General features: G+C 42.9%; 8 protein-coding genes. All 8 read right to left on the bottom strand.

Going from position 1 to position 13,410, the window contains the following annotated elements:
- Positions 1–70 precede the first annotated feature (70 nt).
- On the bottom strand, positions 71–1,519 hold the full coding sequence (locus HG263_RS06085; protein ID WP_171625186.1) for an SLC13 family permease: 1,449 nt from the start codon (positions 1,517–1,519) through the stop codon (positions 71–73).
- A 157-nt stretch (positions 1,520–1,676) separates the two neighbouring features.
- Complete coding sequence (locus HG263_RS06080) at positions 1,677–3,536, bottom strand: M28 family metallopeptidase (RefSeq protein ID WP_171625185.1); 1,860 nt, start codon at positions 3,534–3,536, stop codon at positions 1,677–1,679.
- Between the two features lie 62 nt (positions 3,537–3,598).
- Positions 3,599–5,791, bottom strand: a complete 2,193-nt coding sequence (locus tag HG263_RS06075; protein ID WP_171625184.1) for a M4 family metallopeptidase — start codon at positions 5,789–5,791, stop codon at positions 3,599–3,601.
- Between the two features lie 524 nt (positions 5,792–6,315).
- Positions 6,316–7,422: a DUF1513 domain-containing protein gene (locus tag HG263_RS06070; RefSeq protein ID WP_171625183.1), complete on the bottom strand. Its 1,107-nt coding sequence runs from the start codon at positions 7,420–7,422 to the stop codon at positions 6,316–6,318.
- Between the two features lie 2 nt (positions 7,423–7,424).
- The gene (locus tag HG263_RS06065) at positions 7,425–8,618 is read right to left on the bottom strand and encodes an imelysin family protein (RefSeq protein WP_171625182.1); all 1,194 of its coding nucleotides are present in this window, start codon (positions 8,616–8,618) and stop codon (positions 7,425–7,427) included.
- Between the two features lie 17 nt (positions 8,619–8,635).
- Positions 8,636–10,087 (bottom strand): di-heme oxidoreductase family protein, encoded by a 1,452-nt coding sequence (locus HG263_RS06060; RefSeq protein WP_171625181.1) that lies wholly within the window; start codon positions 10,085–10,087, stop codon positions 8,636–8,638.
- Positions 10,087–11,832, bottom strand: a complete 1,746-nt coding sequence (locus HG263_RS06055; protein ID WP_246239894.1) for a di-heme oxidoreductase family protein — start codon at positions 11,830–11,832, stop codon at positions 10,087–10,089. The genes HG263_RS06060 and HG263_RS06055 overlap by 1 nt, the downstream gene beginning before the upstream one ends.
- A gap of 30 nt (positions 11,833–11,862) precedes the next feature.
- Positions 11,863–13,299 (bottom strand): imelysin family protein, encoded by a 1,437-nt coding sequence (locus HG263_RS06050; protein ID WP_171625180.1) that lies wholly within the window; start codon positions 13,297–13,299, stop codon positions 11,863–11,865.
- Positions 13,300–13,410 lie beyond the last annotated feature (111 nt).

Genomic DNA, 13,410 nt, shown 5'->3' with positions numbered 1-13,410 from the left:
GTCGTTGGACCACTATATCAAGTGATAGCTACAACGAAAAGCTGTCGATAATGAGTATTTTCTTTGCGCTTTAATAGCCAAATAACCAAGCGCCCACAGTCAAAGTTAATGCCGTGATCAATAAAATGGCAATAATATTCATAGCAAAACCGGCTTTAATCATGTCTTTTATTTTTAGCTCCCCGGAGCCAAAAACAATCGCATTGGGCGGCGTTGCAACCGGCATCATAAACGCGCAACTTGCCGCAATTGCTGCTGGAATAACCCAAATGAGCGGCGTACCTGCAACTTGTTCAGCGATTGGGCCAAGCAAAGGCAAAAAGCCTGCCGCTGTCGCTGTATTACTCGTCAGCTCGGTTAGAAAGCAAATCAATGCAGAGACTAGCAATACGCCTACAATGATTGGGACTAATGATGCGCCCGCCAATGAATTTGCCACATAATCAGCAAGCCCAGAGCCTTTTATTTGCGATGCTAAAGTTAGTCCGCCACCAAATAAGAGTAATATTCCCCAAGGAAGCTTCTGGGCAGACTCCCAATCCATAATGCGCTGTTTACTCTGCCCAGAAGGCAAAACAAACAACATCAATGCTGCCACAATCGCAATGCCTGTATCGGTAATATCTAAGCCACTCCAAGTTGATAGGTAAGGGCGTAATATCCAGCTGACAGCAGCAAAGACAAACACTGCGAACACGTTTTTTTCTGCCACTGACATGTCACCCAGAGCACTCAATTGCCCTTTAAAAAGACTCTCTAGATCAGCATCACAAGATGTCGTTTTTACCTTAAAAGCGAACCGCGTTAACCATATCCAACAAAGCACTATCATTAATACACTAAATGGCACAGCCAATACCATCCACTGGGCAAAGCCAATTTTTATTTGGTAGTTTTCCCATAAATAAGCTGCCATGAGAGCATTGGGAGCCGTGCCAATGATTGTGCCAACTCCACCGATACTGGCACTGTAAGCAATCGCTAAAAGTAGTGCTTTGCCATAATTATCGCAATCACTGCCGTTGTCTCGCAGCACATGGATCACCGATAGCGCAATCGGCAACATCATCAAAGTTGTTGCGGTATTGTTTATCCACATGGATAAAAAGCCACTTACCAACATCATAGCTAATATTTGCACTTTGGCATTATTGCCACAACGCAGCATGGTATGCAGAGCGATACGCCGGTGCAGTTGCCACCTTTCCATAGCAATTGAAATTAAAAAGCCGCCTAAGAATAAAAATATTAATGGATGGGCATATAAACTTGTTGCAGACTTAATATCATTGATGCCCGCTAAGGGGACCGCGATAATTGGCACCAATGAAGTAACTGGGATAGGGACGACCTCGCTAGCCCACCAAATCGCCAGCCAAATTGCCAACCCTGCGGTACTCCATGCCTCTGGCGATAACCCTTTAGGTGCGTCAGTTAAGCAAGTGAGTAAAAATAAGCAAGGTGCTAAAAAAAGTAATAGTGTATTTGAATCTAAATTATTATTGGTTTTTTCGTTCATATAAATCGCCAAAGTGTTAAGCCTTGGCATAAAGGTAAACTAACATTTTGCATAGAGTATGAAGGAGAGCGTAAGCGACAACAAGAGTAAAGGTAAATAAATCGTTAAGTAGGGTTAGCACATCGGCCACTACCCTACTTAACAGACCATGAGCAGATTATTGTGCGTTAATGGTCAATGTTACACCACTGCTAGTGTTATAACCCTTAAGGCCAATATACCAAGTCCCCTCTGCGGGAGCATCAAAGCTACAAGTCTCTGAATTACCATTTTTGTAAGGGCGACAGTCATACACTGTATCCGATACTGGGGTTGCATGTTTAACATACAAGTCTACATCTCCCGTACCACCAGATATCGTCACCGATAGGTTAGAATATCCCGCTACTAAGCTTTGCTCAAAGTTGAGCCAAGCGCCACGGTTTACACTTAAGTTATTTTCTTGGCGATTAATCGGCGTAGGACCATCGCCCGCTGCTTGATAACTCCCCGTAAGACTAACACCACTTATTTGATTCCAAGCTTCTACCATTACATGGTAAGTCCCCACTTGCACATTTGAGATATCACAACGCTCATTGCTGGTAGAGGTGGTACTTTTGCAATCATAACTTTGCAAAGTTGGCTTTGAGCCGAACTTAACATAAAGGTCGGCATCTCCAGTGCCACCAGCTGTAACAAAGTTTAACGCCGTGCTATTGGCAGGTACTTCAAGCGTATAGAATAGCTGTTGTTTTGACGCACCAGATATACCTGTTTTAGCCACTCCGTTTTCTAATTTATTATCCGGTTCTGGGTCAACCGTACCTGCATCCTTTGCTAGTTCCGCTAAATATGTAACCGCCAATTTTGCAAACTTACTAGAGTGATTTGCATCAAACTCAGTATCATTGATGGTGTGTATTTTTCTGTTTATATCAGACATTGAAGATTCAAACGGCATAGATGCTGCGTAGCCTTGCTGATACCAAGAGGCATGATCTGAGCAACCATAACCACACTGATCATACCCATAGCTTATCGATGGCAGGTAGGTATCAATCAGCTGACCTAAAAACTGGTTTTGCGCACTATTGGTATAGTCGGTCATCATTACAATATCTTGCGTGCTACCGTTTCGACCTGACATATCAAATTGCACCATACCAACTACATTTTTATTCTGTGATTTATAGTCTTGTGCAATCGCTTTTGAGCCTCTTAAACCGACTTCTTCCGCAGCATATCCCATAATCTGAATAGTGCGCTTAGGTTTAAAATTAGTTGCAACAATTGCCCGTAATGCTTCAGTCATTACGGCAATACCTGAAGCATTATCATCGGCACCGGGTGCCCTACCTGAACTTGGGTTTGACGAATTGATAGAGTCTAAGTGACCGCCTAGCACCACAATTTCATCCGCTTTCTCATTGCCTGGAATTGTCACAATCACCGATGATTGAGACCAGCTGTGATTGTAATACTCTACTGTAATGTCGCTTCGAGAAGCACTGAGTTGTTCCCAGTGACCTTTTATCCATTGCGATGCATCCACACCTGTTTGCTGTGTGTAGTATCGGTTATGAAATCCAGTAAGCGTATTAACCGTGTTGGTTAAGTTATTAGCAGAAATTTGCCCTAGTAGAGCGTTTACTCTGTCTGGATTATCAATGGTATAGTCAACAAGAAGCGGTGTGATGGTACCTTGGTCAACCTCAGCTAACTGAGCTAAATATTGCTGGGCCTCTTGGTAAGAGCTGTGCGCAACAAACCCCCCACAGCGGTGATAGTTATCGTGCATAAACGCACTTAGCTCACCAACCATACCTTGATTTACTTGCATTAAATCTGCATTAAGTAGGCCACTTGCTTGAGTATTAACCGATAGACCACTCATCATATTTTTTAATTGGTAATGCTTAGCCGCATGTGGGTCTATTGTTACCCAAATTTTCTCATCGTCTAGCATATCCGCTTTTGCCACAAAGCCAGCGATCAGGCTGGCTCCAACTAAGGGCAATGTTATTGCTTTATACATGTTGCTTTCCTTTACTGTTGCATAAGAAAGGGAGCAAAGCTGCTCCCTTATCACTGTGTGGATTAATTTGCTTTGATATTAAGCGTTACACCACTTGCAGCGTTGTAGCCACGTAGGTCGATATGCCAAGTGCCTGCTTGAGGATTAGCGATAGTACAAGTTTCGTTGTTGCCGTTTTTGTATGGACGACACTGATAAGTCGAAGTGGTCGATTCTGAACCAAAGTTCACGTACAGATCCGCATCCCCTGTGCCACCAGAAATAGTCACATCTAATGACGAGTAGCCAGCGCTCAAGTCTTGCGTAAAGCGAGCCCAATCACTGCGTGCCACTGATATATTTGACTCTGTGCGATCAATTGGTGTTGGACCGCCCGTATCCGTTGAGAAGCTACCTGTTAGTGTTACACCTGAAATTTGGTTCCACGCTTCCACCATTACAAAGTAAGTACCAGCTTGCACGTTGCTAATTGCACAGTTCTCAGTAGAAGTTGAGCTTGTGCTCTTACAATCAAATGTATCAAGCGAAGGACGAGCACCAAACTTAACATACAAGTCAGCATCACCTGTGCCACCTGACGTTGCGAAGTTCAAGTTAGTCGCACCAGCTGGTACATTTAAAACAAAGAACTGCTGCTCTTTTGACGCACCAGATATCCCTGTACGAGGTACTCCGTTGAAGATTTCTTCATCAGTAACCGGACCACCACAGTTACCACCTGGACTTGCATTTGAGTTAACTCCAACAGCAGCAAGTGCAGCTTTAACATCATCGGTATCAAAACCTAGCGCACATGCAGCATCGATTGCACCGTTACCTGCTAAATCCCAGTTAGTATTTGCTGTCCAAAACTCTTGGTTTGCCTTAGCCATAACCAAAAACGCTTTTTTAGTATCCCATCCCGCTGTAGTAGCAAGGTTATAGAATGCCTTATTGAATACACCAGAACTGTGGTGAACATCCATGCCCGAAGTATAGTCAGCTTGATTATCAATTGAGCGACCGTCCTGCGTAGGGTTGTTCATATAACGAAGTGCACCTTGAGACTTAAATATTTCTTGGCCAACTAACCAATCGTTTGTGCCCTTCATGTAAAACTCTGCTGCCTCACCAGACATATCTGAGAACGCTTCGTTCAAACCGCCTGATTTACCACTGTACACAAGTCCAGAGTTTTGTTCAGTGAAACCATGACTCACCTCATGCGCAGAAACATCTAAGCTTACTAGCGGATAAAATCTGTCTTTACCATCACCAAAAGTCATGGCGCTGCCATCCCAAAATGCATTTTCATAGTTGTTGCTATAGTGAACTCGCATTTTTAGCTGGAACGACAAAGGTGCTGTACCTAACCAATCGTTATACATATCAAATACAACGTTACCGAAGTAGTGTGCATCGTTTAATGGGGCATAAGCACCGTTAATTTCTTTAACCGTATTTTCTGGACATGTAAAGCTATATGCAGTTGAGCCAGATGTACCATGGTTTAAGTTAATCGTTTTCACATTGGTGTTATTCATAGTACAGGTGTTACCTGACTGACTCACATTCAAATAACCGAAATCGGTGCCATATACGTAGCGACCAGTTTTTTGGTTTCCGCCTGGGCCTGTTCCATCAGCGTGTTGGAGGTTTTCGTAACTGAGCAGTAGCTCACCGGTATGTGCATCTATGATTTGATATGGGCGTGATGGATTGTCGCCATACACAACGTACTGTACCTCATAGGCTAAGTACGCCTTTTTGTTTTTTTTGTTAACCCATACAACCAACTTTGACGTTTCATTATGCTTTTTAAGCTTGTCGCCCTTGGCATTTAAGGCCTTCATTCCATGCGCTTGTTCAGCACGTGCTATTGCCATATCTTTATCTAATGTAGGCGTCACAGAGTATAAGTCAGCAGCAATATCAAACACGGCTGCACCGTGCGCAAATTTCAACTGGTCATTCTTATCAAATGATAAAATCACAGTGTCACCGACTACAGGCACACCTTTATACATCTGCTGATAACGACGCGTCACATCACCGTTAGGTTGCTTGAACTCTTTAAGCAAAACCAACTCATTGTCCGCGCTTAAGCCCACGATATCACGAGGCTTAGCTGAAAGAACCGATACAGCTTGTGAGTTAACCGCTGTATTAATGGTTAGATTTTGATTTAAAAATTGCTTGTTTGCAGCAGCTGCAGTGCCCATATGAGCTAAAGCTAATGCTGAAAGTGTGGCTAAAGTGATATTTGATAATTTCACGTTTACGCTCCAAATTGTTGTTTATGTTGTATCCGTCAGTTGTGCTGACTTTCATAGCAAAGATGTCCTATTACATAGCTCTTCGCTAAATCCAGCTTAGTTGAGTGGATAAAAAAAACGCAACATAAATTAACAAAAAATACACATCAACTTGAAAAATAATATAACTATAAAAAACATAATGTTAAAAAATCAAAAAGATGAAAATAGCTATACAACCCTTGAATTTGTAAAGAACTAGTTACAAATATTAACAAAAAACATAAACTGAACTAGCAAGCCAATGCACACAAGGAATAAATAAACCCTCATAAGTAAATATTTGGAATTAAAAATTTACACATAGCAACTCCAATGGTTCAATGTGACTGGGTCGTTACTTAAATATGGTGGGTACAAATGTAACAACGTAAAGTTTTGAGGACGATAATAGTGCAAGGTTATAATTGTCTGTTATAAAAAAGCGCAGTTAACCTAAAGAAATTCGGTTAACTGCGCTTTTTTATATGACCAATTTAATGTTTTTAGATATTGATCATATGGTTATCCCAGTGCAGCGCATGATTAATTTGTTGCTTTTTGGCATAAAGTGCGCCATTGCCTGTACTCGATATAAACGTATCTTTAAGGGGGGCAATCCCAGCGCAATCGATCTTAGTCTCGATGTGTTGCAGTGTTTTGCTACGCCTATTCCAGTGCCCAACCACCCCACCTCTTGGTGATGTAACCGCCAAGGTGTTTCCGTCATGAGAAACTGCCAAACTTGCGATGTACTGTTTAAATGAGCGCCACTGAGTATCATTGGCAGTTAACGCCTCCAACTGAGACCCTCTATTGTGTGAAAACACCAACGGCTGGATATGGTGTGCCGGCCCCTGATACTGACAGCCTACATAGACGGTATCATCGCCAGACAAACATAAGTGACGAGTACTCAGTTGATGATCTGGTGGCATCACTTGCTCAACAACTTGACCCGTCCCTATATCAATATAACTCAGGTTTGGTTTCATGGTGTCAATATTTAGCTTTGTTCTAGGGCTGGCAGGGTGCGTATGAATGCCACCATTAGCAACCACAAGCGTATCTTGATGCTTCAACATTGCCAACTGATGAGGACCAATTCCACCGCTATTAAATCGCGCTTCAACTTTATAGTCTCTGGTGTTTCTAACTACCACTAATCCCTGATACGCTTGGTAAGAATCATCAAAACGATTCTCAGTTGTGTATAACCGTTTGCCATCTGAACTTAAAACCCCATGGCCAAAAAAATGATGATTATCACCACTGTCAATTTGCAGCTTGATTTTCTTTGCTTTTATATCAATCACGTACATTGTGCGTCCGGGACGCCTAGAAAAAGCTAAAAGTGAATGGTCATGCGGCACATAACATAAGTCATGTGCTCGGCTTTCAATACTAACCGAGCCTAATACGTTACCATTTTGATCAAACCAGCCAACAAAGTGCTTACCTTGATTGTCAGTGTAAGCACTTGCAAATAGGTCTGGCGCATGCACGCTGCAACTACTCAAGGCGGGAGTGATACAAATGCTCGCACTGATAGCAAGTAAACTTTTGCAAAACCGTCTTCGAGACATTGTGTTGGTATATGCATTTGGTAACACAATTAATCTCCGTCGTTGGTATTAAACCCAGGAGCTAACCCGGTGATCTGTACGAAATCACTACTCATTAAGCTGCGTAAGTTTGCTATAGCTGTTGTCAGTGCTCTAAGCTGGGCACGGCCTTCATTCGTGGCAATCAACTCTTTCATTGGTTTGTATTGCGTTGTGTCAAGTGCATCATATACTGCTTTGAAATGTAAGCTAATTTCTGTATTTACGTCCTCCCTTTGATTCACTTGCACTAAATAATCATCAAAGCCAAAGCCCTCTGAACCTAGATATAGTTTTTCAAGAGCCTCAACATTGGCTTTGATATTGTTCACAGAAGTTTGACTGAAAACACTTTCGACCAACTCAATTTTACCCGGTATTTCAAGCCCTAATGGATCGTTAATCTTGTTATCTCTAACAATCTCTAGATACTCAAACCAGATAGTCAAAAGCTTTTCCAGTGCTTGCTTTTTACTTGAAAACGAACCGTTTCCTGCTTTGAAAGCATTACCGTAGTCAGCTTGCCATGCATTAATACTGTTGATTACCATAGTATCGACATTTTCAGCTATCGAACTTAGATACGCACAACGTTTAGTAAAATCAGTAGAGCCAATAAGTGGCATATCGGTATTGTAAATAATGTACTCATAAGCAGGTAAACCTTGTACTTGGTGCTTTAAAGCCGCAACACCCTGCGAAAAGTCAGTCTGCTCAACCAGTAAGCTTTCAACATCACTAGCAAGTTTGTCAGCCGATATAGGCCAGAACTGAATTCTGGAATAGTGGAAAGTCTCTGCAATCGGCCCCAATTTTATAGTGCGCGCTTGTTGCCATGCTAAGTTGGTCTTTTCCCATGCAGTTTGTAACAAAGCCAAGCTATTTTGGTCACGCTGTTCATCAGCACAAAACGCGATTGTTTGCGCCTGTAACGCAATTGCCTGCTCGTGAACGTGTTGATAAGTTGGAGTAATAACAGCATCAACCAAATTCGTGGTTAATTTTTCGTAGCCCTGCTCTGCGGTGAGTTTATCTTGCGTGCTAGAGTTGTCACCAGTGTTGTTATTGTTCTGCTGATTATTATTCTGTTGATTATTATCAACCTGTTTAGCATCAGAACTACCGCCGCCGCAACCACTTAATGATGTGGCGCTCATGATGGCAACACAAGCCAATAAAATTGCTGTTTTATTTGTATTTAACATAATCATTCTCATCAAGCTTAGATCTGTTTTAGAAAATAAATGACCGCACTACGCTGTTTGGCTGATAAGGTCATAAAGTGTTGTTTTATCTGTAGCGCTTCACCGCCATGCCATAGAATTGCTTCTTCCAAAGTGCGTGCTCTACCATCATGTAAATAGGCTTCAAACCCTTGTACGCGTTTTTGTAAACCCACACCCCATAGCGGCGGTGTACGCCACTGATTACCAGATGCGAGATTCTCAATCCCTTGGTCAGCAAGCTCTGCACCCATATCGTGTAGCGCGAAATCAGAATAAGGATAGATCTGCTGTCCTTGTAAGGCTGCAATGGGATAGTCAGACCGAGTCTTGTAGGTTGGTGTGTGACAGCTATTACAGCGCAATTGATAAAACAAAGTCCGTCCTTGTTGAGCTCGCTCACTGGTTAAATCTCGCGCTTTGGGCACGGCTAAGGTTTTATTCATGTAAACAGTTAAGTCGTGAAGCTTTTTGGGGATATCGAGCGTCCCTTGAGGGTCTACACTGGCAGCCTTGCGACACATCAGCTGCACATCCGTACAGACTTCTTCTGGGAAGATTAGATTAGTAATGCCAATATCATTAACAAACGCACCAGCTACTTGCTGCTCTAATGTGGCATGTAGTCCTTTAAAGCCAAAACGTCCGATTTGTCGTTGACCTGTTTGAGCATTTATGACCATATTGTATTGAGTTTTTATGCCATCTCCGTTGAGATCTTCAAGATCTTGTTGAGACAATAGATCTTGCTCACTGATCGCATCAATTAACCCCATACCATAAATTGCCGGCGCATAGCGCGCCGATAAAACGGTGTTTATCTCAAGCTTTCCGTAACCTAATTGCTCAAGATGATAGATAGGCTTTCTTAAGCTATATGCAGAACCATCTGGATATGTCCCATTGAGTATCTGGTACTCAACCCGCACCTTGCCCTCACCTATAACAGGCTTGGTAAGTTTGTGATGCGATAGCCGTATCGCATTGGGCTGCAATTGACCTCCATAGTGCTTATCAACGCCAACACCATCACTTTTTAGTAACCGAAACAGCAGTGCCGAAGATGCGAGTTCACCACTGCGATTCAATCGCCCTCTACCACCATCGTTATGACAAGCTTTACAAGAACGGGCATTAAATAACGGCCCTAACCCATCCCTATCGCTGGTGATAGCAGGTGATGCAACCCAAGGATCTCTGAAAAATGAAAAGCCATCCCAGAAATCTAATTGCTCAATGGTAGGAATATTACCAGCGGGATGGATAAACGTTCTTTTCACCATTCGACTTGCCGTAGCCTGGCCTCCAGGTAGCAATTCCAGCTCAGAAAAAACAGGAATTGCTGCTCTTGGTGATTGCACTGAATTAAACTCCAGAGCATTTTGTGGTGCACTGTAAAGCGTTGTTGCACAAGCTAGTAGCACAACAACTAACCGGTGTAGTAGATACATTAGAGCGAGCCTAAAAACGCTAACAATGCTGAACGCTGCACTTTATCCATATTGATAAATGCTTGCTGCGATGCTTTAGCTTCGCCGTCATGCCATAAAATAGCTTCTTGAATTGTCCTTGCTCTACCATCATGTAAAAATGTCGCTTTTGGGTTAACAGTTTGTACTAAACCAAGGCCCCACAATGCTGGCGTTTTCCATTCGGTTCCTGTTGCATCTCCTTCTGGGCGTCCATCGGCTAATCCTTCACAGCGTTGCACATAAATACATTGCTGGCCTTGTGTACATGATTGGCCATCAGCAAGCTCTTTAGTTACGCGACATGAGCCGCCCATATCATGTAGTAGCAAGTCAGTATAAGGATAGATAACTTGTTGTTCTAAAGCGGTAATATTGGTTCTTGACTCAGAAAGGCCAACCAAATCTACATCGCCTAATACACTGCCAGGCGCAACCCCTGTCTTATGACGAGGTACGTGACAAGCGTGGCATTTAGCAGCATAAAATTGCTCACGTCCTACCAAAATGTCCGCTTGCCAAGTTTGCGTACTGGCTTCAAATCCACGACGTTTAGGTACTGCGAGTGTACGGTTGTAAAACTCGACTTGTGCTAAATCAACATTGTTTAAATCAACACCATCGTGATGCTTATTATTTTCTAGCGCAGCCTGTGCAATACAAGCCTCTTGTGCTTCAGTGCAAGGTTCATCGGGGTTAATTGTATTTGTTATCCCCATATCCCCGCGATAAGCACCAGATATCTGTTGCAACACAGAGCCAGTAACTGCTTTTTGCCCAAAACGTGCTATTTGGCGCTCGCCAGTTACAGGGTGAGTGGTAAATGCTGCGCGTCCAGAGATCCCATCTTTATCATTGTCATTCGGATCCTCATACGCAAGCAAAGATTGTTGTGGAATGCTTTCAAGTAAACCAGAGCCATAAACATGAGGCGTTACGCGAGGAGAAAATTGTACATTTTCCATAAACTCACCATACGCTAAGTCTTTAATTTTATAGATAGGCTTACGTAGCTCATAGCTTTGACCATCGGCAAAAGAGCCAGTAATCGTCTCATATTCAACCCACGTATATGCCTCTGCATACGCAAGTCCTTCATCTAACGCACCGCGGTATTTGGCTAAGACTGCTGTGCTTTGTCCCTCTACAGTACCAAATACCTGTATTTGGTCCCCATAAATTGGATCAACATTGCCTAAGTTGTCTCCAACGCGCAAAAACATACTCATCATGGGCTCATCGATACTCGCAGGCACTTGACCTCGGCCATCTTTAATATGGCAACCTTGACAGCTGGTGTTATTAAACAGCGGACCCTGACCATCATGGTTACCACGGAATGTATGGTCACCAGCTTTGAATACGGCATCTAGTTGCGGTGTCTCGACAATCGCAGGTATGGCTTTGCTATAAGCGTTATTATCGATGATATTGGTTGTTGCTAAACCGGCACTGAGATGTTCGCTGTCATCCGGTTTATTGGTTAGTAAAGGATCCAAGCCATCTTCTACTGAGATGTTAAAAGCATGCGTGTCATTTGACACCTGCTCGCCGTTATCACTTGCATTGTTTTGGTTTTGATTATCCGAATCACTTTGTGAGCTGCCGCCACAAGCGCTTAAACTTGATAATGCTAAAAGTATAAATAGTTTATTAAATGAGTGTGTCACTTCAGTGCCCCTGCATCCGAGCATGCATCTATGCTCAGAAACTGAAATGGCTGGCATTGAGCCAGCCTAAATGTGTTATATAAATGGTTAAATATTTTCGTCAGTATCTTGTTTTAAATCTTCAGCTGATACGCCTAATGCATCGATCGCTTGCTGGATGAGATCAGTTTGCTCTGCTAAAGCGGTTATCGCAGCGTAGATATGAGCTTGATTCGCCGCCTTTTGGATCTGCACGTCAAACGACATACCTGCCTTCGCTGTTTCATCAATAACAAGTACTTTTTCCATGGTGGTATCAAGGGCCGCTTTTAGCTTTAATGCAAGCTCTTCATGGCCTTTAGTGATCAACAAATTGTGGATGCTAGGCCCGCTTTGTTCTAAACCATTCGCACGGGTGTAAAGGCCTAAATAGGTATTACGAATACCTTTTGCATTTAGGAAAATATCTCTGTGGGTATTATCAGAGAAGCATGAGTGCTCATCTTCTTGGCTGTCGGTACGCACCGCAATACTCATACGCTCGCCTGCCAATTCGCCAAAGCTCAGACGTCCCATACTTTCAAGCATTGCGCCTAAATTAGCAGCACTATCGTCTGCTTTTGTATATTCCTGATAATAGAAACCGGTTTCTGGGTGCCATGCATCAACGACCGATTGCAAATCTTCTACTAGTAATGCTGCTGCCGCTTTTAAGTAATCAGCACGACGCTGGCAGATTTCATCAGAAGAACCTTGCTCGCCCGACGTACAAGTACGGCCGTTTGCTTCGCTGCTTGGTATATTATTTGCTGTGTAATAATCGGTAACTGGACGGTGACCCGCTGTATAGTCACGTTGTGCAGTGTAGGTTAAATCGGCATTTAGATCTTGACCCCACAATAAAAACTCAATGGCATGATAACCCGAAGTGACGTTTGCTTCCTCTCCGTCCAATTCAAATTTTTCACGAATCAAATCAGCGGTGATCTGAGGAAAAGTAAAGCTGTCTTGAATAATGTTACCACCAGCTTGATAAACAGTAGCGTTGCCACGTGCTTCGTTACCGTCCATATCTTGCGTGTAATCAATCAGTGCTTCCGCCAATGGCCAAGCGTTTATTGCGCCTTCTGGACCCTGACCATCTTGCAACATCCAATTACCTTGCTCGTCTTTTGTTAAGGCATCAATGGGGCCTTCACGAAAACGAAATACTTCGCTTTGTCCATAAGACTCACGGGCACTTAACCAAGCTTCCTTAGCAAGCATAAAGTTTGCTTCGCTAGGCGTTGCAACAAATGTATCAATGGTTTCTTTTAACGCCTTGGCACTGGTTAAAGCATCAGAATAAACTGCAAAAGCATAGTCAGCATTTGCTATAACCACATTTTCAACAGTCGCAGCTGGGTGTACAACCACAGTTTGTTCATCTGGTGTCTGACCATTACCTTGATCAACAGGTGCTGCAACTTTGTTGTTATTGCCGCCACAAGCAGCTAAAACGCCAACACATACGAGCGAGAGTGCAATAGTTTTTATGTTTTTCACAGTAATCCCAATTTTTGTAAGGTTATTATAGCGATGCGAATATTAGCGAATAACAATGATGCATTCAATAACTATTTTCATTTAGATTTGTATACCCAAAAAGAACCCACC

Origin of the sequence: Pseudoalteromonas caenipelagi (assembly GCF_013140855.1) — a bacterium.
Classification (GTDB): Bacteria; Pseudomonadota; Gammaproteobacteria; order Enterobacterales; family Alteromonadaceae; genus Pseudoalteromonas; species Pseudoalteromonas caenipelagi.
Note: the sequence above shows the minus strand (reverse complement) of the source record. Positions and strands in the feature narration are given on the sequence as shown.